This window comes from Aurantimonas marianensis, from assembly GCF_024195285.1.
GTDB lineage: Bacteria > Pseudomonadota > Alphaproteobacteria > Rhizobiales > Rhizobiaceae > Aurantimonas > Aurantimonas marianensis.
Window position 1 is genome coordinate 13,624 of record NZ_JALHBS010000109.1, and the last position, 21,650, is coordinate 35,273.

Here is a 21,650-nt window from a genome sequence, read left to right on the forward strand (position 1 = left end):
AAAGCTGGCAAGCTCCCGAGAGCAATATGCGCGTCTACGGTGAAAAAGCTCTTAAGCGGCGCGGTGCGCCTTCACAGCTGCGCAGGGATTTCTTTCCCGCGCCTTCAGAGCAGATCGATCAGATGGGGGATCAAGGGCTCGTCGGCGGGCGGCATCGGGTAGTCGCGAAGCTGGGTCGCGCGGACCCATTTGAGCCGCTGCCCCTCACGCGGGACCGGGATGCCCTCGTAACGGCGACAGATGTAAAGCGGCATGAGCAGATGGAAGTCGTCGTAGGAATGGCTGGCAAAGGTCAGCGGCGCCAGACACGCCGCCTTCGTCATGATGCCCAGTTCCTCGCGCAGTTCGCGGATCAGCGTCGCCTCCGGCGTCTCGCCGGGCTCGACCTTGCCGCCGGGAAATTCCCACAACCCGGCGAGCGGCTTACCGGCCGGACGTTCGGCGATGAGCAGGCGTCCGTCGGCATCGATGAGCGCGCATGCGGCAACCAGCAGCAGGCGGCGTTCCGCCGAGATCATCGGGTTCCGCCCGGCGGGGCGCGATAGACGTAGCGATAGGCTTCCGTAAAGCCGAGTGAACGATACAGCGAAAGACCCGCCGCATTGTCCGCCTCGACCTGGACCCAGCCGGTCCTGGCTCCCTTGTGGACCGTGTAGCGCAGCGCCGTCGCGACGAGCTCCCGGCCGATACCCTTCTGGCGTGCACCCTGATGGACGGCGACGTCGAGAAGACCGGCGAGATCGGCGTCATGAATCGCCAGCGCCACCGCGATCGGCGATCCGGCGTCGTTCTCGCGAACGAACAAGCCCGTCGGCGGTCGGATCGCCTCCAATATGTCCGTCAGCCCCGCCCGCAAAGCCGACGGACGTTCGTGGACCAGAAGGCTGGCCTCGACATAGCGCGCCGTGTCGCGGATCGGAATCCGTTCGATCGAGGCGCTGAAATCGAGCTTGGTCAGGTCCGCCGTCATGACGATCGACTCGGCAAAGCGTTCCCACCCGTTCGCGTCGAGATAGTCCACCAGCTCGGGCGGAGCCAACGGCGACTGCCGGACGATGATCGGGCGACCGAATGCGGAGAATGCCTCACCAGCACGTTCGATGCGCTGCGCGATATCGCAATTGTCGGACGGATCGAGTGGATTGACCGAATTCAGGCGTTTGGCGGGAAACGAGGCCGTCAAGCGCACCGCCCAGGTGCCGTCGAACCCAGTGGAAGACGCCGGCCAGGCCCGGAAACCCGCGGCCTCGAGCCGCCGGACGACGGCGAGTTTGCGCATCTTCTCAGCTTCGGTAATCGCCATTGATCGCGACATATTCCTTGGTCAGATCGCAGCTATAGACCGTCCAACATCCAGCCCCGAGGCCGAGTTCGACCCGTATCGGGATTTCCGGCTTTCGCATCACGGCCGAGGCTTCGGCCTCCGAATAGTCGGGATCGCGGGCGCCGTCCACGGCGACCCGAACGCCGCCGAAATGGATCGCCAGACGGTCGCGGTCAGCCTCTTCGCCGGCCTTGCCGACGGCCATGACGACGCGGCCCCAATTGGCGTCCTCGCCGGCCACCGCGGTCTTGACCAGCGGTGAATTGGCGATCGCCAGCGCGATGCGCTTGGCGGCGGCGGCGCTGGTCGCGCCCTCGACGGTGACCTGAATCTCCTTGCGTGCGCCCTCGCCGTCGCGCGCGACTTGGCGCGCGAGATCGAGCATGAGATCGCCAAGCGCTTTCCGGAAGTCGGCGAGCCGGTCGTCGTCGGCGTCGGATATCTCGGGGCAACCGCGCCGCGCGGCGGCGCCCGTCGCGAAAAGAAGCAACGTGTCGGAGGTCGAGGTATCGCTGTCGACCGTCACCGAATTGAAGCTCGGCGCCACCCCCTCCGTCAGCATCGCCTGCAACGCCGGGGCGGCGATCGCGGCGTCGGTGGCGACGAAGGACAGCATCGTCGCCATATCCGGCGCGATCATGCCGGCGCCTTTGGCGATGCCGTTGATCGTCACCACGGTCCCCTCGATCGCTACCTGCCGGGTGGCAAGCTTGGGATAGGTGTCGGTGGTCATGATCGCGTCGGCGGCCTCGCGCCAGCGGTCGCCGGCGGCCTGTTTTGCCAGCCCGGCCAGGAGGCCGGTGAACTTACCGGCGTCGAGCGGCTCCCCGATAACCCCGGTGGAGGCCAGAAAGACCTCTCGCGGCGAAGCATCGACCGCCGCCGCAGCGGCGGCCGCAGTCATCTCCGTCGCCTCGCGTCCCTTCCTGCCGGTGAAGGCGTTGGCGTTGCCGGAGTTGACGACCAGCGCCCGGGCCACGCCGCCGCGCAAGCTCTCGCGGCAGAAATCCACCGGCGCCGACGGGCATTTCGACGTGGTGAAGACACCGGCGACCGCGGCCGGCCGATCGAACGTCATCAGGAGGACGTCGGTGCGGCCGGCATATTTGATGCCGGCGGCCGCCGTCGCGATCCGCACGCCCTCGATCGGAGGCAGCGCGGCGAAGGCGGTGGGAGCGAGCGGCGAAACGGTCGTCGTCATATCGTTACCGGGACAGGTCGGTTGCAAAGGGGTCGAAAGGCATTCGGTGGCGCCATGAAGCAATCGCCTCAAGAACCGGTCGCCGCGGCAGGCGGACTGGCTCGCCCCGAGGCCGTCCGCCGATCGCGGGTTCGGTCGCAACCGGCGATCGGCGAAACGCGTTTGGGGCGAGAACCGCTATTGCGCCGCCGGTTCCGTGGCCGGAGCGGCGCCCGGCTCCATGCTTTTTTCGATCGCCTCGACCTGGTCTTTCAGCTCCGGATCGACATATTCGACCGACAGCTCGGCACGGGCATCGCGCACCAGTTCCATATATTTCTCGCGCAGGACCACCTGGCGCACCTGATCCTTGATCTGCTCGAAGCTCGGCTTTTGCGCCTCGCGCTTTTCCTCGACCTTGATCACGTGCCAACCGAACTGGGTCTCGACGGGTTCCTTGGTATAGCTGCCGGGCTCCATCGCGAACGCGGCCTTCTCGAAGTCCGGCACCATCTGGCCGGGGCCGAAGAAGCCGAGATCGCCGCCTTCGGGGCCGGACGGGCCGGTCGATTTCTCCTTGGCGACAGCCTCGAAATCCGCGCCCTCGTCGAGCTGCTTGATGACCGCCTCGGCCTCTTCCCTGGTCTTCACCAGAATGTGGCGGGCGTGGACCTCCTGCTTGGCATCGACCGAGGCGATTTCCTTATCGTAGCGCGCCTTGAGTTCCTCCTCGGTTACCGCCCCGACGCCGTTCTTGGCGAAATAGGCATTGTGAAGCGCGCGTTCGCGCTGGAAGGCAATCTCGGTGGCGACGTCCGGCTCGTCCTGGAGCTTCGCCTTCTCGGCCGCCTGGGCAAGGGCCTTGATGTCGATCAGGGCGGACAGCAAGGCCAGCTTGCGCTGCTCGGGCGGCAGCTGGGCGAACTGCTGGCCGATCGCGCTGGCGGCGGCCATGAGGTCGCGCTCGGTGATCTCCTTGTCGCCGACCTTCGCGACAACGTCGGATTCGGCAGCGGCAACCGGCGCGGCGAGGGTCACTAGAGCAAGAGCGCTTGCTGCGAGCATCAGTCGTAAATCGAAGGTCATGGCAAAGACCGTCCTTTGCGGTTCAAGGGAAGACGAGCTCGAATAGCAAGCCGCGAGTTGCACTGCACAGCGGCTCCGCGCGAGCTTTCCATACGGCGCGGCGACCGTCGGCGGCCCGCCGTTGACATCGGTTTGGCCCCCTCTTATCTCTCGCGCGATCTGAAAGTCCAGCCGCCTTCCGCGAAGTTTGAGGGCTTCCGACATTCCAGCGACTGTCCGGAATCGGTGGTGGCGGCCGGCAAGCCGGTTGCGGCGACGGCGACTCACATACTTGGAAGGACCGGTTCATGGTCAGTTTTGGCGGGCTCGCCCGTAAGTTGCTGGGTTCGGCGAATGATAGGGTGGTGCGGCGCTTTCAGCCGAAGATCCAGCCCATCGCGGCCTTCGAGGATGAGTTTTCCCGTCTCACCGACGATGAGCTTCAGGCCAAGACAGAGGCGTTTCGCGCCGAGATCGCCGCGGGAAAAACCATCGACGACCTGCTGGCGCCGGCCTTCGCTGTCGTGCGCGAAGGCGCCAAGCGGGCGCTCGGCATGCGCCATTTCGACGTCCAGATGATCGGCGGCATGGTGCTGAACTCCGGCGCCATCGCCGAGATGAAGACCGGCGAGGGCAAGACCCTCGTGGCGACCCTTGCCGTCTATCTGAATGCCCTGGAAGGCAAGGGCGTCCACGTCGTCACCGTCAATGACTACCTGGCGTCGCGCGATGCCGAGTGGATGGGCCGGGTCTACCGCTTCCTCGGGCTGAGCGTTGGCACCATCGTTCACGGCATGTCTGACGAACAGCGCCGGGCGGCCTATGCCTGCGACGTGACCTACGCCACCAACAACGAACTCGGCTTCGACTATCTGCGCGACAACATGAAGTATGAGCGCGACCAGATGGTCCAGCGCGGCCATCACTTCGCCATCGTCGACGAGGTCGACTCGATCCTGATCGACGAAGCGCGCACACCGCTGATCATCTCCGGACCGCTCGACGACCGATCCGAGCTCTACAAGACCATCGACGCCTTCATCCCGCAGCTCGACAAGAGCGATTACGAGCTCGACGAAAAGCAGCGCACGGCGACCTTCACCGAGGAGGGCAACGAGAAGCTGGAGCGGTTGCTGGAAGCCGCCGGCCATCTCCAGGGCGAGTCGCTCTACGACATCGAGAACGTCGCGATCGTTCATCACGTCAACAATGCGCTGAAGGCGCATGCGCTCTTCCAGCGCGACAAGGACTATATCGTCCGCAACGACGAGATCGTCATCATCGACGAGTTCACCGGCCGCATGATGCCGGGCCGGCGTTATTCGGAAGGCCTGCACCAGGCGCTCGAGGCCAAGGAAGGCGTCACCGTCCAGCCCGAGAACCAGACGCTCGCCTCGATCACCTTCCAGAACTATTTCCGCATGTATAAAAAGCTGGCCGGCATGACCGGCACGGCGCAGACGGAAGCCGCCGAGTTCGGCGACATCTACGGTCTCGACGTGATCGAGATCCCGACCAATCTGCCGATCCAGCGCCTCGACGAGGACGACGAAGTCTACCGGACTTTCGAGGAGAAGTTCCGGGCGATCAGCCGCGAAATCCAGGACGCCGCCAAGCGCGGCCAGCCGACTTTGGTCGGCACGACGTCGATCGAGAAATCCGAGCTGCTCGCCGAACGGCTGCGCAAGGACGGGCTGAAGAACTTCCAGGTCCTCAACGCCCGCTATCACGAGCAGGAGGCCTATATCGTCGCCCAGGCCGGCGTGCCCGGCGCGGTGACGATCGCCACCAACATGGCCGGCCGCGGCACCGACATCCAGCTCGGCGGCAACGCCGACATGCGGATCGAGCGGGAACTCGCCGACATGCCCGACGGGCCGGAGCGCAAGGCCAAGGAGGACGCCATCCGGGCCGACGTCAAGCGTCTGAAGGACGAGGCGCTGGCGGCCGGCGGGCTTTATGTGCTGGCGACAGAGCGCCACGAAAGCCGGCGGATCGACAATCAGCTGCGCGGCCGCTCCGGACGCCAGGGCGATCCGGGCCGCTCGAAGTTCTATTTGTCGCTGCAGGACGACCTGATGCGCATCTTCGGGTCCGAGCGAATGGACTCGATGCTGACCAAGCTCGGCCTGAAGGAGGACGAGGCGATCGTCCATCCCTGGATCAACAAGGCGCTGGAGAAAGCGCAGAAGAAGGTCGAGGCGCGCAATTTCGACATTCGCAAGAACCTGCTGAAATACGACGACGTGATGAACGACCAGCGCCGCGTCATCTTCGAGCAGCGCATCGAACTGATGGACGCCGAGGATCTGGACGAGACCATCGCCGACATGCGTCACGAGACCGTCGAGGCGATGGTCGCCCGCCACATCCCCGAACGCGCCTATCCCGAGCAATGGTCGATCGCGGAATTGAAGGCCGACGCCCTTGAACTGCTGAACCTCGACCTGCGGGTCGCGGAATGGGCGGCGGAGGAAGGGATCGCCGAGGACGACATCCGCGAGCGTATCCGCGAAGCGGCCGACGCCGCCGCACGGGACAAGGGCGAGCGCTTCGGGCGGGATGTGATGACCTACGTCCAGCGCAATGTCGTTCTGCAGACCCTCGATGCGCTCTGGCGCGAGCATCTGGTCAATCTCGACCATCTGCGTTCGGTCGTCGGCTTCCGCGGCTACGCCCAGCGCGACCCGCTGAACGAGTACAAGTCGGAATCCTTCGAGCTATTCGAGGCGATGCTCGGCAATCTGCGCGAGCGCACGACCAAGCAGCTGGCCCGCGTCGAGCTGGTGCGCCCCGAAGAGGAGCGGCAGGCACCGCCGCTACCGCGGATGGAAGCCCATCACTTCGACGCGTCGACCGGCGTCGACGAGATCGGGGACGGAGCCAAGCGACTCACCGCGAACTTCACCCCGGCCGCGGCCGACGGCCTTCGCCGCGATCCGAACGACACCAGCAGTTGGGGTCAGGTCGGACGCAACGAGCCTTGTCCCTGCGGATCCGGCAAGAAGTTCAAGCACTGCCATGGCGCCCTGGTCTGAGGACGTCCCGTAACGCGCGGAACCAGAATAACGAAAGGCCGGGAAGGCCAATCCGAAAATCCGTGTCTACTTCAAAAAGCCGGAGAAGATCGAGCCGCCGGAGGACGCGCCGATCCGGTTGCCCTCGCGGTCGTATCCCTCGCGGCGATGCTGTTCGGCGGCATAGGCCTCGGCCGAGATCGGCTGGCCCGTACGATAGCTGAAATTGGCGGTTTCCGCGAACTCGCTCGGCGCCATCGACGCTGCGATCGTCTGCTCCTTGACCTCGTCGGCCGTCACTTTGGCCGCCACTTCCGGCGCCAGGTCGAAGTCCGGACAGGCGCCGGTGGGGGAGAGCCCCGCGACCGTGTCAGCGCTTTGGTCGAAGACGTAACGTCGATCGCAGACGCCGACATTCGGCTGGCGCCGGGTGATCTCGAAATGATCGGAACCCTTCTTCAGCATCTTCCAGAACTCGTAATGTTCGGAATTGCGATGCCGCGCCATGTTCTTCGGCGTCATCCGGAACGGGTAGGCCTGGATCTGGAAGGCGCGCTGTCCTCCTTCGAAGGAATGCCGGGCGAGCGCGAAAATCTCGGTGATCTGATCGTTGTCCATGGCGTAGCAGCCGGACGAATTGCAGGAGCCGTGGATCATCAGGAATGTGCCCGTGCGCCCGTTCGCCCGGTCATAGGCATTGGGAAAGCCCATATTCACCGCCAGATGGAACTTCGAGTTCGGGTTCAGTTGCGCCGGCGTCACCGTGTAGAAGCCTTCCGGTGCCTGCCGGTCGCCTTCCTGCTTCTTCGGACCGAGCTTCCCGGACCAGGCGCAGATCTCATAGGTCTTCAGCAGCGCGTAGGTGCCGTCGGTCTTCTGTTTCCAGACCTCGAGATCGGATTCCTCCTTGAACAGCCGGACCAGGATAGGCGAATTAACGCCCATGCCATTGGCCTTGATCGCCTTGACGAGCGCGGCCGGCAACGGCGCGTTGGCCGGCAGAAGATCGCTGTATTTACAAGCGGAAAGCGTGAAGAGCCCCAGCGCGAGCGCGGCGGCCGTCACGAGACGGCGGACGAACATCCCCTCATTCCCCATCGCATACGAGGATCACCGACGATCCTCGTCCCCATTCGGATCGCGGCCATCAAGGTGCCGCGCTATCCCTCAGTCCTTCACGATGGCGGCCCTGGCCAAGCCGGCCACGCCCATCGCGCACTTGATCCATTGTACCGCGCTCAGGGTAAAAAATCCCTAAACCGCGCGAGTTGATAGGCAGATCAACACCCGCTGTCCTAGGCGACGACCATGGCGGCAGTTTGGCAAATGCCGAAACGGAAGGATACCGGCGATCGCGGCGAAACCGCAACAGGCCTCAAAGATTCCGTCCGATCGCCAGGAACTTCTCCCGGCGCTGGCGCCGCAGCGCCTCGCCATCGAGGCTGGCAAGCTCCGCAAAGGCGCCCCGCACCTCATCCGCCGCCTTGTCGATCCCTTCCGCCGGCGAGCGATGAATGCCCCCGACGGGTTCCTCGACGATGGCGTCGATGACGCCGAAGCCCTTCAGGTCCTGCGCGGTGATCTTCATCGCCTGGGCGACGTCGCGCGCCCGCGTCGCGTCGCGCCAGAGGATCGAAGCGCCGGCCTCGGGCGAAATGACGGAGTAGATCGCGTGCTCAAGCATCAGCACGCGATTGGCCGTGGCGATGGCGATGGCGCCGCCCGATCCGCCCTCGCCGATCACCAGCGAGACCATCGGGACCTTGAGGTTGAGGCAGGCCTCCGTCGACCGCGCGATGGCCTCGGCCTGGCCGCGCTCTTCCGCGCCGATACCGGGATAGGCGCCCGCCGTATCGACGAGGGTGAGCACGGGAATCCCAAAACGCTCGGCGAGTTCCATGACGCGGACGGCCTTGCGGTACCCCTCGGGCCGGGCCATGCCAAAATTGTGCTTGAGACGGCTTTGCGTGTCCGAGCCCTTTTCCTGGCCGACGACCGCGATCGGCTGACCGTCGAGCCGGCCGAACCCGCTGATGATCGCGTAGTCCTCGGCGTAGAACCGGTCGCCGGCCAGCGGCACGAAATCGGTGACCAGCCGTTTGATGTAATCCAGGCAATGCGGCCGGTCGGGATGCCGGGCCACCTGCGTCTTCTGCCAGGGCGTCAGCTTGCGGTAGAGGTCGGCCAAGGCATCGCGCGAGCGCTTTTCGAGCCGCTGGATCTCGTCGGTAACGTCGACGGCGTCCTCGCCCCCCTCGATCTTCTTCAACTCGATGATCTGGCCTTCCAGATCCGCGACCGGTTTTTCGAAATCCAGATAATTGTGCATCGGTTACGCGGCGTCGGCCGTCCTTTGGATTTGGCGACCGGCAGGGCGGCCGGCGGGCCGCGAGGCAAGATCGACGGCGGCCGGACCGGCCACCCTCCGACGCCATCGGCTGAAGGTCTTCATGCGCGGCGGAAACTGGCTACACGCCGCCGCCTTGTCAAGGAACCCCGTATGGCGGCCTCAATCGCCGCTCAGCGCCGACAGCGGATGATGATCGGTCACGAGACGGATCAGGCGTTCTTCCAGGACATGGGTGTAGATCTGCGTCGTCGAAATATCGGCGTGACCGAGAAGTTCCTGTACCGCCCTCAGATCGGCGCCGTTCTGCAGGAGATGGCTGGCGAAGGCGTGCCGCAGGACGTGCGGCGACATCCGCCCGGCGGGAATGCCGGCCCGCACGGCAAGCGCTTTGAGGTCGCGCGCGAAAGCTTGCCGGGTCAAATGTCCGCTTTCCGAAAGCGCCGGGAAGAGCCATTGTCCGTCGTCGGCGACGCCGGCCGCCCGCATCGCCTCGGCAAATCGCGCCAAGGCTTCCCGCGCCGCCTCGCCGATCGGTACCATCCGCTCCTTGTCGCCCTTGCCACGCACGACGATCATCCGGTTTTTCGCGCGCAACACCGCCCGCGGCAGGCTGACGAGTTCGGAAACCCGCAGTCCGGTCGCGTAAAGCAGCTCGACCAGCGCGTACATCCGCGCCGCCCGCGCGATTCGGCGCGGCGAAGCATCCGGGTCTCGCGCCTCCTCGTCGGCCCGGCCGAGCAGCCGGTCGACTTCGTCCTCGCTCATGATTTTCGGCAGCGGCCGCTTTTTTCGCGCGCCCTCGATCGGCCCGGTGGGGTCGTCGCCACGGCGGCCTTCGGCATAGAGAAAACGGTAGAACTGGCGCAGCGCCGACAGCCGCCGCGAGCGGCTGCTCTCGGCAAAGCCGCGGGCACCGAGCCCCGCGACATAGGCGCGGATAGCATCCGTCTGCGCCGCTGTCAGCGAACCGCCCTGCCCGGCGATGAAGCTGGCCGCGTCCGCGAGATCGCGCCGGTAGGCGATGATGGTGTTGTCGGAAGCGCCCCGCTCCACCGCCATCATTTCGAGAAAGCTCTCGATGTCGGCCTCGTCGCGCCGCCCGGCCGAGCCGGCGGCGACGGGCGGGGCGAACGCCGCGCTCATCGGCGAAGGCTCTGCGTCGGCGCCCCCGGATCGAGCTGGGGCAACGGCACCTCCACCGTCATCTCGCGGCGGGTCGGTTCGACGAAGTAGACGAGCGCCGCCATGATGCCGTAGATGATGCCGGCGAGGATGAGAAGCGTCGTCAGGAGGCGAACGAGGGTCGGCATCGTGGTCTGGCGCACTCACTGCTGGGTCGGATCCCGTTGCGGCCATTCGCTTCTAGTGAGAATGGCGCGGGACGCAAGCGACGCGCCCGGTTCTGTTCCGGCATAACCGACGGTTTTTAAGATTTCCTGTCCTACGGCACGCGCCGGGGTACGGCACGGTAGCGAAAGGCGTCATGAGAAGCGAATTGTCCCCGGATGGAGCAGCGGCGATCCAGGACCGACTTGGCCATCGTTCGATCGCGCTCATCGGCCTGATGGGCGCTGGCAAGACGACGGTCGGCCGTCGGCTTGCCGCGTTGCTCGCGCTGCCCTTTCGCGATACCGACGTCGAGATCGAAGCGGCGTCGCGCATGACCATCCCCGAACTGTTCGAGGCCTATGGCGAGCCCGAGTTTCGTGCCCTGGAGGCGCGCGTCGTCGCTCGACTCGCCGCGGAGGGGCCGCAGGTGATCGCGACCGGCGGCGGCGCCTATCTGCATGCCGAGACGCGCGCCATGCTGAAGGACACGGCGATCACGGTCTGGCTCAAGGCCGATCTGGAAACGCTGATGGAGCGGGTGTCGCGCCGCTCCAACCGGCCGTTGCTGAAGACCGACGACCCGCGCGAGGTCATGCGCCGCCTCATGGACATTCGTTATCCGGTCTACGCCGAGGCCGACATCACCATTGGCACGCGCGACGTGAAGCGCGACATCATCGCGGCCGAGATTCTCGAAGCCTTGGACCGACATCTGGAGACGGAGAGTATTCGATGAAACCTGAAGCGGCCCATCAGGCGGATGACGACGCCGCGGCGCGCCGGCGCGTGGTGGTCGATCTGGGAATGCGCTCCTACGACATTTTGATCGGCCCCGGCCTGGTCGATGCGGCCGGCGAGGAGATTGCGCGCCGGCTGCCGGGCGTTCGTGCCGCGGTGGTCACCGACGAAACCGTCGCCGGCCTGCACCTCGATCGCCTGTCGATCGCATTGCGCGCCGCCGGCATCGACCATTCGACGGTCGTCCTGCCGGCTGGCGAGCCGACGAAATCCTTCGAGCATCTGACCCGGGTCGTCGACGCGGTGCTGGCGCAACGCCTGGAGCGCGACGACGCGGTCATCGCTCTCGGTGGCGGCGTGGTCGGCGATCTCGCGGGCTTTGCCAGCGCGATCGCGCGGCGCGGCATGCGCTTCGTTCAGATGCCGACGACCCTTCTCGCCCAGGTCGATTCGTCGGTCGGCGGCAAGACCGGCATCAACTCGCCGCGCGGCAAGAATCTGATCGGTGCGTTTCATCAGCCCGCCCTCGTCCTTGCCGACACCGCGCTGCTCGATACGTTGTCGCCGCGCGAATTCGCGGCCGGCTACGCCGAGATCGTCAAATACGGGCTGATCGATCGGCCGGAGTTCTTCGACTGGCTCGAGCGAAGTCGCGAGGCGATTTTCGCCGGCGGCCCCGAGCGGGCCGAGGCGATACGGCAAAGCTGCGAGGCCAAGGCCGCCGTGGTGGCGGTGGACGAACGCGAGCACGCCGGCCGCGCCCTGCTCAATCTCGGCCACACTTTCGGGCATGCGCTGGAAGCGGCTGTCGGCTATGATTCGCGCCGGCTCGTGCATGGCGAGGGGGTCGCGATCGGCATGACGCTCGCCTACCGGTTCTCGACCGAACTCGGTCTCTGCCCGGCCGCGGATGCCGGCCGTGGCGAAGCCCATCTTCGGGCCGCCGGCCTGCCGACCCGCATCGCGGAAATACCAGGCGGACCGCTGAGCACCGCGCAACTGATGACCGGCATCGCGCAGGACAAGAAGGTGAAGCGCGGCCACCTGACCTTCATCCTGACGCGAGGCATCGGCCAGGCCTTCGTCGAGTCCGATGTCGCGCCGGCCGCCGTCGAAGCCTTCCTCGACAGGGAGCTTGCCCGATGACCACCACCTTGTGGATCATGCTCGCCATCGTTCTGTTCCTGGTTTCGATCTCGGCGTTTTTTTCCGGCTCGGAAACCGCGCTGACCGCCGTGTCGCGGGCGCGGCTGATGAGCTTCGAGAAGAACGGCGACCAGCGCGCCGGGATCGTGCAGCGGCTGATCGAACAGAAGGACCGGTTGATCGGCGCCCTTTTGATCGGCAACAACCTCGTCAACATCCTCGCCTCGTCGCTGGCCACGACCGCCTTTCTCCAGCTCTTCGGTGAGGCCGGCGTCGTCTATGCGACCATCGCCATGACCATCATCGTCGTCATTTTCGGCGAGGTGCTGCCGAAATCGGCCGCGATTGCCCGGCCCGACGGGTTTTCGCTCGCCGTCGCCCGGCCGGTGTCGATGGTGGTCGCGCTGTTCGGGCCCTTGACCCGGATCGTCAACTGGATCGTCAGGCGCGTTCTGGCCATGTTCGGCGTCAGCCTGGAATCCGACGCCTCTCTGCTCACCGCGCATGAGGAGCTGCGCGGCGCCGTCGAAGTGCTCCACCGCGAGGGCTCACTCGTCAACGCCGACCGCAACCGGCTGGGCGGGCTCCTCGACCTGCACGAGCTCGAAGTCTCCGACGTGATGATCCATCGTACCGGAATGCGGCAGGTCAACGCCGACGACGGACCAGCCGAAATCGTCCGCCAGATCCTCGAAAGCCCTTACACCCGCTTGCCGGTCTGGCGTGGCCACTACGACAACATCGTCGGGGTCGTCCACGCCAAGGATCTGCTGCGCGCCCTGCATGAGGTCGACAACGATCCCGCCAGGGTGGATATCCTGAAGATCTGCGCCAAGCCGTGGTTCGTCCCCGAAACCACGACGCTGCAGGACCAGCTCAACGCATTCTTGCGCCGCAAGTCGCATTTCGCCATCGTCGTCGACGAGTATGGCGAGGTTGAAGGGCTGATCACCCTCGAAGACATTCTGGAAGAGATCGTCGGCAATATCGCCGACGAGCACGACATCGACATGCAAGGCGTGAAGATCGAGGCCGACGGCTCGGTCATCGTCGACGGGCAGGTGCCGATCCGCGACCTCAACCGGGCGCTGGACTGGAATCTTCCGGACGAGGAGGCGGTGACGATCGCCGGGCTGGTCATCCATGAGACCCAGACGATCCCGGAAGAGCGGCAGGCCTTCACCTTCTTCCACAAGCGCTTCACCGTTCTCAAGCGCGAGAAGAACCGGATCGCCAAGTTGCGCATCCGACCGGCGAACGTCCTGGTGCCGCCGAAAAAGCTGGGCGGTCACGCCTCCCCCGCCGGTGCCTCGGCGCCGCTGCCGGAGACCGATGGCGATTTCGACGACTATGAGGAGATGTTCGAGAGCGAACCCGGTGCCTCGTTGCACCAAGCCGATCGCCGCCCGCACCCGGAGGGGCCGGAAGACAGCGCCGGCCTACCGGCGTCGGACAGCGAGGAACCGAGCGAGCGAGCGAGCGACGCCCGAGGATCGCCATCTGCCGCCGGCGGCGACGAGAATCGACGTGATTGATCTTCCGCGCCGCAATCCACGTCATCGCGACCGAATCAGCGCCGCGTCGTCTCGCCGGGCGCCGAGGCCTCGATCGCCAGCGCATGCACGCCGGAGGCCAGTTGGTCCTTCAAAATCGCGTTGACCGCCCGGTGGCGTTCGACACGGCTCTGGCCGACGAAGGCCTCGCTCACCAGCCGGACGCGAAAATGCGTGCCCCCGGCGCCGTCGAAGGTCGCGTCAGCTCCATTTTCCGCGTGATGGTGGCCGGCGTGGAGATGGCTTTCGTCGATGACCGCCAGCGTCTCCGGCGCGAATGCCTCGGCCAGCTTCGTCTCGATCGTGGTCTTGATGTTCATGGACGTCTTCGTCTCCTGTGGGCGTTTTTGTCGCCGATCGGCCGCGCGAAGCTTGCGCGAAGCAGCCGGACCCCTTGAGTTTCCGGCTTTTTCCGTTCTGTCAATTCTTGTTCCTTCGGGTGTAGGGCACCATACTCCACGGCAATGAAGCTGGATTCGAAATATTTCGACGCGATCCGCGTCAAAGGCAAACGTGCCGCCGAGAAGCCGCGCGCGCCCGTATGCGCGTGGGAAGGGTGCGATGAGGCCGGCATCTACAAGGCGCCGATGGGTCGCGACCACGAGGGCCAGTACCTGCATTTCTGCGTCGACCACGTTCGGCAATACAACAAGTCCTACAACTATTTTTCCGGTCTCGACGACAAGGACATTCAGCGCCACCTGAAGGATTCGCTGACCGGCGGCCGTCCGACCTGGAAAATGGGCCACAACGGCGCGGCGCCCGGCGACGCCGCCAAGGCCGCGACCGCGACCCGCGCCCGGCGCTGGAACGGGCGAACGCGCGACCCCTTCAATATCTTCAACGGCGAAGACGCTCCGCCCCGGCCCGAAGCCCGCCGGCCGAAGGTGCGTTCCCTCGAGGCCAAGGCGCTCAAGACGCTGGATCTGAGCCAGCAGGCATCGGGCGAGGCCATTCGCGCGCGCTACAAGAACCTGGTCAAGCAACTGCATCCCGATGCCAATGGCGGCGATCGCGGCACCGAAGACCGGTTGCGTGAGGTGATTCAGGCCTACAAGCTTTTGAAACAATCCGGTTTTTGCTAGGCCATTCACGGCGAAGCCAACAGCTTCAGCCGTGACGCCGGTCGACAAGTCCGGCGGCGCAATCAAATTGTCCCTGGGAAGACCGTTCGGCGCCCGTGGCAGGGTATGGCAGATTTGACAGGGTCCGCGGCGAATCGCCGAACGCATGCCGGACCGTTGGAGGTATGATGAGTGCAGCGGAACAGGAAGTGGCCGGCTTGCCGGACACCACGATCTCCGTCCGCGAAACCTTCGGTTTCGACAGCGACCTGACCGTCCCGGCCTATTCGACGAGCGACCTCCACGTCCCCGAGTTGGATCCCGACTACATCTTCGACAAGCCGACGACGCTGGCGATCCTGGCGGGTTTCGCCAAGAACCGCCGCGTGATGGTGTCGGGCTATCACGGCACCGGCAAATCGACGCATATCGAACAGGTGGCCGCGCGGCTTAACTGGCCCTGCGTGCGCGTCAATCTCGACAGTCATGTCAGCCGCATCGACCTGGTCGGCAAGGACGCGATCGTCGTGCGCGACGGCATGCAGGTCACCGAATTTCGCGACGGCATCCTGCCTTGGGCCTATCAGCACAATGTCGCGCTGGTCTTCGACGAATACGACGCCGGCCGCCCGGACGTGATGTTCGTCATCCAGCGCGTGCTGGAATCCTCCGGCCGCCTGACGCTGCTCGATCAAAGCCGCGTGGTGCGCCCGCACCCCGCCTTCCGGCTGTTCGCGACCGCCAACACGGTCGGCCTCGGCGATACGACCGGACTCTATCACGGCACCCAGCAGATCAACCAGGCGCAGATGGACCGCTGGTCGATCGTCACGACGCTGAACTACCTGCCGCACGACAACGAGGTCGGCATCGTCGTCTCCAAGGCGAAAAGTTACGATACCAAGGAGGGCCGTGAGACGGTCTCCAAGATGGTGCGCGTCGCCGACCTCACCCGCTCGGCCTTTGTCAATGGCGATCTGTCGACGGTGATGAGCCCGCGCACGGTGATCACCTGGGCCGAGAACGCCGAGATCTTCGGCGACCTCGGCTTCGCCGTCCGGCTGACCTTCCTCAACAAATGCGACGATCTGGAACGCGCGCTCGTCGCCGAATTCTACCAGCGCGCCTTCGGCGAGGAACTGCCCGAAAGCGCGGCGAATATCGTGTTGGACTGAGTGACGGACGGACGGACGGCCATGGCCCGCATCCCATAAGCCCGTCGACCGGGAGCCGGTCCGGCTCGCCGTCTGGGGACGCTTGCGCGCCGGAACGCCGAATAGTTTGGGCTGATGGGAAAAACAATCGAGAAAATGCGTGCCAATCCCAAAGGCGACTGGCACATTCGTGATGTGGAGAAGGCCTGCAGGGAAGCCGGTGTGGCGTGCATGAAACCCAGCAGGGGTTCGCACTGGAAGGTGGGAAACCCGGAAGGTGGCCGCCGCTACACCATTCCCGCCAGACGGCCTATAAAGATGGTGTATATCCAAGAGCTTGTAAAATTCCTGGATGAAATGGGAACGACATGAGCGCGAGACCCGAGTTGAGAACCGTGGATGGGATGCCATTCGATCCGGCATCCTACGAGATCGTCCTGCGGCCACTGACCGATGACGAAGGCGGAGGATGGCTCGCTACAATTCCTGCCCTGCCCGGCTGTATGGGCGACGGAGAGAGCGAGTTGGAGGCGATAGTCGACGTTCGATCGGCGGCTCTGGAATGGGCCGATGGCTGTGTTCAGGACGGCGAGTCGATACCATCACCGACGAGCGCCAACCTCGAAGCCGCCGAGTAAATCATGGCCCGCATCGGCGACAACCAGCGTCCCGCATCCCATAAGCCCGTCGACCGGGAGCCGTTTCGGCGCGCCGTCGCCGGATGCCTGCGCGCCATCGCCGGCGAACCCGATCTCGAAGTCACCTATGCTTCCGAGCGGCCGGGCCTCACCGGTGCGCGCGCGCGGCTGCCCGAATTGCCCAAACGCGCTACCCGGAACGATCTCGCCGTCACCCGGGGCCTTGCCGACGCGATGGCGCTGCGCAAGGCCCGGCACGATGCGCGTCTCCACACCAGCCTGGCGCCCGAGGGCAAGGCGGCGCGGGCCGTCTACGACGCCGTCGAGCAGGCCCGCTGCGAGGCGATCGGCGCCAAGGCCATGCAAGGCGTCGGCGACAATCTCGCCTCGATGCTCGAGGATAAATATTTCCGCTCCAACCTGACCGACGTGACCGACCGCGCCGAGGCGCCGATCGAGGATGCGGTCGCGCTGATGGTGCGCGAGAAGCTGACCGGCCGGCCGGTGCCCGAGAGCGCGCGGGCGCTGGTCGATGTCTGGCGCGACTTCGTCGACGGCAAGGCCGGTGAGAAATTCGACCGGCTGTCGCAGACGGTCGGCGACCAGGAGGATTTCGCCCGGGCCATGCGCGACATGCTCGTCTCGCTGGAGATGGCCGAAAAGCTCGGCGACGAGAACGAGAGCGAGGAAAGCGACGAGGACGAGGAGCAGGGCGACAACCAGACCCGCGATTCCGAGGACGGCGGCTCGGAGAAGGAAAGCGGCACCGACGAGGCAGAGTCGCAGGAAAGCGAGACCGAGGGCGAGAACCAGGACGCGGCGGAGGCCGAATCATCGGAGACCAGCGCCGAGGATCCGACCGACGACGACAGCCAGGACGCCGAGACCCCGGGCGATTCGCGGAGGCCGAACCAGCCGCTGAACAACCTCAGCATCGCCACCGACTACAAGGTGTTCTCCCAGGCCTTTGACGAAATCATCGGCGCCGAGGAGCTGTGCGACGAGGCCGAGCTCGACCGGTTGCGCTCGTTTCTCGACAAGCAGCTCGCGGCGCTCCAGGGCGTCGTCGGGCGGCTCGCCAATCGCCTGCAGCGCCGCCTGATGGCGCAGCAGAACCGGTCGTGGGATTTTGATCTTGAGGAAGGCTATCTCGACAGCGCCAGGCTGCACCGTCTGGTCATCGATCCGATGCAGCCGCTCTCCTACAAGATGGAGCGCGACACCGACTTCCGCGACACGATCGTCACGCTGCTGATCGACAATTCCGGTTCGATGCGCGGCCGGCCGATCACCGTCGCGGCGACCTGCGCCGACATCCTCGCCCGCACGCTGGAGCGCTGCGGCGTCAAGGTCGAGGTGCTCGGCTTCACCACCCGTGCGTGGAAGGGCGGCCAATCGCGCGAGGCGTGGCTGAAGGCGGGCAAGCCGGCCAAACCCGGTCGCCTGAACGACCTCAGGCACATCATCTACAAATCCGCCGATTCGCCCTGGCGCCGGGCGCGGCGCAATCTCGGTCTGATGATGCGCGAGGGGCTGCTTAAGGAGAATATCGACGGCGAGGCGCTGATCTGGGCGCATAACCGTCTCCTCGCCCGGCCCGAACAGCGGCGCATCCTGATGATGATCTCGGACGGAGCGCCGGTCGACGATTCCACCCTCTCGGTCAATCCCGGCAATTATCTGGAGCGGCATCTGCGCGCGGTGATCGAGCAGATCGAGACGCGCTCGCCGGTCGAGTTGCTTGCCATCGGCATCGGCCACGACGTCACCCGCTACTATCGCCGCGCCGTGACCATCGTCGACGCCGAGGAACTGGCCGGCGCGATGACCGAGCAGCTCGCCGATCTCTTTGAGGACGAAAGCCGAGGGCGCCAGCCCCTGCGCCGCAAGGTCGCGGCCGGCGGACGGCGTTGACGGCTCGATCGCAAGGCAGGGGGCGGGTTCTCGCCTCGCTTGTCCTGCTCGCGGCGCTGGCGACGTCCGGCCTGGCGACGGCGGCCGAATCGATCGACGTTTCGTCGAAGCCGATCGCCCGCTTCGGCAAGGATTCCGCCTCCGGTCGTTACGGCGATCTCGATTTCGTCGGCGGGTTTGAGTTCTGGTCGCGTGACGGCCGCCTCAAGGGCGTCTCGGCGATCCGCCTCCAGGGCGGCGGAGAGCGGTTTCTGTCGGTCACCGACACCGGCAACTGGTTCGCCGGCCGCATCGAGCGGGACGCCGCCGGACGGCCTACAGGCTTGGGTGATGCGGTGATCGCGCCGCTTCTCGGTCCCGACGGCCAGCCGATGCGCGGCAAGATCGCCGCCGACGCCGAATCGCTGTCCATCGACGGCGACCGCGTGTTCGTCGGCTTCGAGCGCGATCACCGGATCTATGTCTATGAAAATCCGCGCGCCCCCTTCGGCGAGGCGGCCCGTGAAATCCCCCTGCCCCTCCCCCGGCATGAACTCAGGACCAATCGCGGCATCGAGACGATCGCCACAGCCCCCGCGAGGACCCCGCTTGCCGGGGCGCGCGTCGCGATCGCGGAGCGGTCGATCGATACCGACGGCAATCTCTTCGCGGCGATCTTCGACGGTTCCCGTAACGGCGTGTTCAAAATCCGCAAGGACGCCGACTGGGACGCCTCCGACGGCGCCTTCCTGCCGGGCGGCGACCTTCTGCTGCTGGAGCGGCGCTATCGCGGCTTTTTCGGGGGTCTGGGCATTCGCATCCGGCGAATCGCCGGAACGAGCATCCGGCCCGGCGCGCTCGTCGACGGGCCGGTGATCATGGAAGCCGATCTGTCGAACGAGATCGACAACATGGAAGGGCTGGATGTCTGGATCGGCGAGGACGGCGACACCCGCCTCACCCTCGTTTCGGACGACAACGGCTCGATCTTCCAGCGCAATCTGCTCCTGGAGTTTCGTCTGGTCGACCGGCCGGCGCCGATCAACTGATCAGCCGCGCTCGTCCGGCATTCCTCAGGCCCGCGCGGCCCGGTACGGCAGGAACTGCTGCATGATGATCCGGTAGGGCACCAGCGCGAAGACGGCGATCAGCAGCTTGACCGACAGATCGCCGAGCCCCCAGGACACCCAGCGGGGGGCCTCCGCGGCAAGAACGCCGAGAAGCGGGGCGGTCTCCAGCGCGAAGGGCTCGTTCGGCCCGAGCAAAAGAAACATCGGCGCGAAGGCCACGGTGAAGAACACGAAGGTATCGAGCACCGATCCCGAGACCGACGAGGCCGCGGGCGCGCGCCACCAGCTTGCTCCGCGCAGCCGGTTGAAGACCGCGATATCGAGAAGCTGCGCCGCCAGAAACGCCGCGCCCGAGGCGATGGCGATGCGGAACAGGCGCTCGGCGGCGGTCGCGTAGCCGAGCAGGCCGAGATCGAACAGCAGCGGCGGGATGACGATCGAGCACAGCACCGCCATGGCGAAGCCGGCATAAACGGCGCGCCGCGCCACTTGCGGACCGTAACGCCGGTTGGTGAGATCGGTAACCAGGAAGGCGAAGGGATAGACGAAGGCGCCCCAGGTCAGAATATCGGCGAGCTGTAGCGACCCGAGCTGGACGAAGAGCGGAAACTGCACGGCGACATTCGCGGCGAGGACGATCGTCGTCATCGCCGCGACGGGCAGAAGATAGATGCGCATGGATTTCATTTTTTTAACCTGGGTAATGGAACCAGCGTGCCGGGCGCGAATCCGCGACCGACAAGGGGATATTGCGTGGCCCGGCCGCAATACGCGGCCGAAATCAGCCTCAGCTGGCGGCTGCGTCCGCTTCGGCGGCCTTCTTGGCGATCTGACGCTTGAGCAGACGGGCACGCTGCGACAGATCGCCTGCATCCGCCTTGAGCAGGAACGCGTCGAGACCGCCACGATGCTCGACCGAGCGTAGCGCGTAGGCCGAAACGCGCAGGCGGTAGCGCTGTCCGAGCGAATCGGAGATCAGCGTGACGTTGCACAGATTCGGCAGGAACTTGCGACGCGTCTTGTTGTTCGCGTGGCTGACATTGTTGCCGGACTGGACAGCCTTGCCAGTGAGTTCGCAGGCGCGTGACATCAAATCACCTTTCAGATTAACCTAACACCCGATCCGGGCGCGCCGCCGTAAAACGGCGCGATCATCGCTGTCGGGCAAGACCGGAAATTCGACCGGCTCTATAGGCCGCGCGAAGGAAAGCGTCAAGCCGTTACACCATTGCGGCACTGCCGTGCCCGGTCATAAAAGCGCGCCGATCGTAAGATCATGGCTCGTCGATGATCTTACTCGGCCCTGAAGGCGAACAGATGACACCCAGACAGCTCCTTCTCGGCGTCGCGATACTGGCCTCGGCCCATGCGGTCGGCCCGGCCGACGCCACGACCGATCGCCAGACGGTGACGACCCAATACGGCATGGCGGTCGTCGGCCTCAAGATCGGCAAGGCGTCCTTCGACACGGTGATCGACGGCGGCCGTTTTTCGGTCAAGGGCACCCTCTCCTCCGCCGGCCTCGGGAGTCTCGTCTCCGACACGGCCGGCACCAGCCGGGTTTCCGGCCGCGTGACCGGCAAGAGCTTTGCCCCTGAGAGCTACGGTCTCGACTATGCCAGCGACGACAAGCGCTGGAAAAGCGAGGTTGCCTTCAGCGGCGGACGCGTCACCGCGGCGAGCGTCAGCCCGAAGCGCGAGAAGCCGAAGCCGAGTTACGTGCCGGTCAAGCGGTCCCAACTCGCCGCCGTCGTCGATCCCTTGAGCGGTCTGATGATCAAGACGAGCGACGCCGCCTCGGTATGCAAGCGCACCCTGCCCTTCTATGATGGCTGGTCGCGGCTCGATTTGCGGCTCTCGTCGGCTGGCACGCGGCAGTATTCGATGCCCGGCTATGCCGGCCCGGCGACGGTCTGCAACGTCACCATCCGACCAGTCGGCGGCTATGACGCATCGTCGAAGGGTCTGAACTATCTGGCGAAGCAGACGATCCAGATCTGGTTCGCGCCGATCGCGCGCGAGGACGTCTTCGTGCCGGTCTATGCGCGCATTCCGACGAAGGTCGGATCGCTGACGCTGCAAGCAACCTCCGTGTCGGTGAAATGACCGTCGCGGCCCCGTTCCTGACC

At 65.5% G+C, this 21,650-nt stretch carries 21 protein-coding genes and 1 pseudogene; 11 read left to right on the forward strand and 11 right to left on the reverse strand.

Translation table 11 applies throughout. The features are described from left to right. Positions 1-104 precede the first annotated feature (104 nt). The 4 genes from MJ956_RS17170 to MJ956_RS17185 all read right to left on the reverse strand — a co-directional run bounded on the left by MJ956_RS17170 (position 105) and on the right by MJ956_RS17185 (position 3,590). The gene (locus tag MJ956_RS17170) at positions 105-518 is read right to left on the reverse strand and encodes a (deoxy)nucleoside triphosphate pyrophosphohydrolase (RefSeq protein WP_253965661.1); all 414 of its coding nucleotides are present in this window, start codon (positions 516-518) and stop codon (positions 105-107) included. Beyond that, complete coding sequence (locus tag MJ956_RS17175; protein ID WP_253965662.1) at positions 515-1,303, reverse strand: GNAT family N-acetyltransferase; 789 nt, start codon at positions 1,301-1,303, stop codon at positions 515-517. The genes MJ956_RS17170 and MJ956_RS17175 overlap by 4 nt, the downstream gene beginning before the upstream one ends. Further along, complete coding sequence (argJ, locus tag MJ956_RS17180) at positions 1,284-2,525, reverse strand: bifunctional glutamate N-acetyltransferase/amino-acid acetyltransferase ArgJ (RefSeq protein ID WP_253965663.1); 1,242 nt, start codon at positions 2,523-2,525, stop codon at positions 1,284-1,286. The genes MJ956_RS17175 and argJ overlap by 20 nt, the downstream gene beginning before the upstream one ends. Before the next feature lie 177 nt (positions 2,526-2,702). Further along, positions 2,703-3,590: a peptidylprolyl isomerase gene (locus MJ956_RS17185; RefSeq protein WP_253965664.1), complete on the reverse strand. Its 888-nt coding sequence runs from the start codon at positions 3,588-3,590 to the stop codon at positions 2,703-2,705. Between the two features lie 287 nt (positions 3,591-3,877). Between MJ956_RS17185 and secA the strand changes: the two genes are divergently transcribed. Next, positions 3,878-6,607, forward strand: coding sequence for a preprotein translocase subunit SecA (gene secA, locus MJ956_RS17190; RefSeq protein ID WP_253965665.1), 2,730 nt, complete (start codon positions 3,878-3,880; stop codon positions 6,605-6,607). 66 nt (positions 6,608-6,673) lie between these two features. Here the strand turns inward: secA and MJ956_RS17195 are convergent, their stop codons facing one another. From MJ956_RS17195 to MJ956_RS17210, 4 genes are all read right to left on the reverse strand, one after another. Next, positions 6,674-7,669: a L,D-transpeptidase family protein gene (locus tag MJ956_RS17195; RefSeq protein WP_341482742.1), complete on the reverse strand. Its 996-nt coding sequence runs from the start codon at positions 7,667-7,669 to the stop codon at positions 6,674-6,676. 292 nt (positions 7,670-7,961) lie between these two features. Next, the gene (locus tag MJ956_RS17200) at positions 7,962-8,915 is read right to left on the reverse strand and encodes an acetyl-CoA carboxylase carboxyltransferase subunit alpha (protein WP_253965666.1); all 954 of its coding nucleotides are present in this window, start codon (positions 8,913-8,915) and stop codon (positions 7,962-7,964) included. Between the two features lie 180 nt (positions 8,916-9,095). Next, complete coding sequence (locus tag MJ956_RS17205; protein WP_253965667.1) at positions 9,096-10,079, reverse strand: site-specific tyrosine recombinase XerD; 984 nt, start codon at positions 10,077-10,079, stop codon at positions 9,096-9,098. Further along, a complete protein-coding gene (locus MJ956_RS17210; RefSeq protein WP_253965668.1) occupies positions 10,076-10,246 on the reverse strand; it encodes a histidine kinase in 171 nt (56 codons plus the stop codon). Before MJ956_RS17210 ends, MJ956_RS17205 begins: the two co-directional genes overlap by 4 nt. A 173-nt stretch (positions 10,247-10,419) precedes the next feature. Here MJ956_RS17210 and MJ956_RS17215 point away from each other — a divergent pair, with 173 nt between their 5' ends. The 3 genes and pseudogenes from MJ956_RS17215 to MJ956_RS17225 form a co-directional block, all read left to right on the forward strand. Continuing rightward, on the forward strand, positions 10,420-11,001 hold the full coding sequence (locus MJ956_RS17215; RefSeq protein WP_253965669.1) for a shikimate kinase: 582 nt from the start codon (positions 10,420-10,422) through the stop codon (positions 10,999-11,001). Then, the gene (gene aroB, locus MJ956_RS17220; protein WP_253965670.1) at positions 10,998-12,149 is read left to right on the forward strand and encodes a 3-dehydroquinate synthase; all 1,152 of its coding nucleotides are present in this window, start codon (positions 10,998-11,000) and stop codon (positions 12,147-12,149) included. Before MJ956_RS17215 ends, aroB begins: the two co-directional genes overlap by 4 nt. Further along, positions 12,146-13,405: pseudogene (locus MJ956_RS17225) on the forward strand (HlyC/CorC family transporter); the annotation flags it as partial. The gene aroB and the pseudogene MJ956_RS17225, both read left to right, overlap by 4 nt. A 314-nt stretch (positions 13,406-13,719) precedes the next feature. On the opposite strand, the gene MJ956_RS17230 reads toward MJ956_RS17225, so the two are convergent. Continuing rightward, positions 13,720-14,022, reverse strand: coding sequence for a BolA family protein (locus MJ956_RS17230; protein ID WP_253965672.1), 303 nt, complete (start codon positions 14,020-14,022; stop codon positions 13,720-13,722). Positions 14,023-14,166: 144 nt separating this feature from the next. On the opposite strand from MJ956_RS17230, the gene MJ956_RS17235 reads away from it, so the two are divergent. The 6 genes from MJ956_RS17235 (at position 14,167) to MJ956_RS17260 (ending at position 19,500) form a co-directional block, all read left to right on the forward strand. Beyond that, entirely contained in the window at positions 14,167-14,787 is a 621-nt protein-coding gene (locus MJ956_RS17235) for a J domain-containing protein (RefSeq protein ID WP_253965673.1), read from the forward strand. A 167-nt stretch (positions 14,788-14,954) separates the two neighbouring features. Beyond that, on the forward strand, positions 14,955-15,941 hold the full coding sequence (cobS, locus tag MJ956_RS17240; RefSeq protein WP_253965674.1) for a cobaltochelatase subunit CobS: 987 nt from the start codon (positions 14,955-14,957) through the stop codon (positions 15,939-15,941). 114 nt (positions 15,942-16,055) lie between these two features. Then, positions 16,056-16,292 carry a type II toxin-antitoxin system HicA family toxin gene (locus tag MJ956_RS17245; protein ID WP_253965675.1) on the forward strand — a complete coding sequence of 79 codons (237 nt, stop codon included), beginning with the start codon at positions 16,056-16,058 and terminating at the stop codon, positions 16,290-16,292. Next, positions 16,289-16,558: a type II toxin-antitoxin system HicB family antitoxin gene (locus tag MJ956_RS17250; protein WP_253965676.1), complete on the forward strand. Its 270-nt coding sequence runs from the start codon at positions 16,289-16,291 to the stop codon at positions 16,556-16,558. Before MJ956_RS17245 ends, MJ956_RS17250 begins: the two co-directional genes overlap by 4 nt. 3 nt (positions 16,559-16,561) lie before the next feature. After that, positions 16,562-18,472, forward strand: a complete 1,911-nt coding sequence (gene cobT, locus MJ956_RS17255) for a cobaltochelatase subunit CobT (protein WP_253965677.1) — start codon at positions 16,562-16,564, stop codon at positions 18,470-18,472. Then, a complete protein-coding gene (locus MJ956_RS17260) occupies positions 18,469-19,500 on the forward strand; it encodes an esterase-like activity of phytase family protein (protein WP_253965678.1) in 1,032 nt (343 codons plus the stop codon). The genes cobT and MJ956_RS17260 overlap by 4 nt, the downstream gene beginning before the upstream one ends. A gap of 24 nt (positions 19,501-19,524) precedes the next feature. On the opposite strand, the gene MJ956_RS17265 is transcribed toward MJ956_RS17260, so the two are convergent. Both MJ956_RS17265 and rpmB read right to left on the reverse strand, forming a co-directional pair. After that, entirely contained in the window at positions 19,525-20,208 is a 684-nt protein-coding gene (locus MJ956_RS17265) for a queuosine precursor transporter (protein WP_253965679.1), read from the reverse strand. 100 nt (positions 20,209-20,308) lie between these two features. Next, positions 20,309-20,611: a 50S ribosomal protein L28 gene (gene rpmB / locus MJ956_RS17270; RefSeq protein WP_253965680.1), complete on the reverse strand. Its 303-nt coding sequence runs from the start codon at positions 20,609-20,611 to the stop codon at positions 20,309-20,311. 227 nt (positions 20,612-20,838) lie between these two features. Between rpmB and MJ956_RS17275 the strand changes: the two genes are divergently transcribed. Continuing rightward, positions 20,839-21,627, forward strand: coding sequence for a DUF3108 domain-containing protein (locus tag MJ956_RS17275; RefSeq protein ID WP_253965681.1), 789 nt, complete (start codon positions 20,839-20,841; stop codon positions 21,625-21,627). Positions 21,628-21,650: the final 23 nt, after the last annotated feature.

Coding starts and splice junctions, on each gene's coding strand:
- MJ956_RS17170 (WP_253965661.1), bottom strand. CDS start 518: ATGATCTCGGCGGAACGCCGCCTGCTGCTGGTTGCCGCATGCGCGCTC.
- MJ956_RS17175 (WP_253965662.1), bottom strand. CDS start 1,303: ATGGCGATTACCGAAGCTGAGAAGATGCGCAAACTCGCCGTCGTCCGG.
- argJ (WP_253965663.1), bottom strand. CDS start 2,525: ATGACGACGACCGTTTCGCCGCTCGCTCCCACCGCCTTCGCCGCGCTG.
- MJ956_RS17185 (WP_253965664.1), bottom strand. CDS start 3,590: ATGACCTTCGATTTACGACTGATGCTCGCAGCAAGCGCTCTTGCTCTA.
- secA (WP_253965665.1), top strand. CDS start 3,878: ATGGTCAGTTTTGGCGGGCTCGCCCGTAAGTTGCTGGGTTCGGCGAAT.
- MJ956_RS17195 (WP_341482742.1), bottom strand. CDS start 7,669: ATGTTCGTCCGCCGTCTCGTGACGGCCGCCGCGCTCGCGCTGGGGCTC.
- MJ956_RS17200 (WP_253965666.1), bottom strand. CDS start 8,915: ATGCACAATTATCTGGATTTCGAAAAACCGGTCGCGGATCTGGAAGGC.
- MJ956_RS17205 (WP_253965667.1), bottom strand. CDS start 10,079: ATGAGCGCGGCGTTCGCCCCGCCCGTCGCCGCCGGCTCGGCCGGGCGG.
- MJ956_RS17210 (WP_253965668.1), bottom strand. CDS start 10,246: ATGCCGACCCTCGTTCGCCTCCTGACGACGCTTCTCATCCTCGCCGGC.
- MJ956_RS17215 (WP_253965669.1), top strand. CDS start 10,420: ATGAGAAGCGAATTGTCCCCGGATGGAGCAGCGGCGATCCAGGACCGA.
- aroB (WP_253965670.1), top strand. CDS start 10,998: ATGAAACCTGAAGCGGCCCATCAGGCGGATGACGACGCCGCGGCGCGC.
- MJ956_RS17230 (WP_253965672.1), bottom strand. CDS start 14,022: ATGAACATCAAGACCACGATCGAGACGAAGCTGGCCGAGGCATTCGCG.
- MJ956_RS17235 (WP_253965673.1), top strand. CDS start 14,167: ATGAAGCTGGATTCGAAATATTTCGACGCGATCCGCGTCAAAGGCAAA.
- cobS (WP_253965674.1), top strand. CDS start 14,955: ATGAGTGCAGCGGAACAGGAAGTGGCCGGCTTGCCGGACACCACGATC.
- MJ956_RS17245 (WP_253965675.1), top strand. CDS start 16,056: ATGGGAAAAACAATCGAGAAAATGCGTGCCAATCCCAAAGGCGACTGG.
- MJ956_RS17250 (WP_253965676.1), top strand. CDS start 16,289: ATGAGCGCGAGACCCGAGTTGAGAACCGTGGATGGGATGCCATTCGAT.
- cobT (WP_253965677.1), top strand. CDS start 16,562: ATGGCCCGCATCGGCGACAACCAGCGTCCCGCATCCCATAAGCCCGTC.
- MJ956_RS17265 (WP_253965679.1), bottom strand. CDS start 20,208: ATGAAATCCATGCGCATCTATCTTCTGCCCGTCGCGGCGATGACGACG.
- rpmB (WP_253965680.1), bottom strand. CDS start 20,611: ATGTCACGCGCCTGCGAACTCACTGGCAAGGCTGTCCAGTCCGGCAAC.
- MJ956_RS17275 (WP_253965681.1), top strand. CDS start 20,839: ATGACACCCAGACAGCTCCTTCTCGGCGTCGCGATACTGGCCTCGGCC.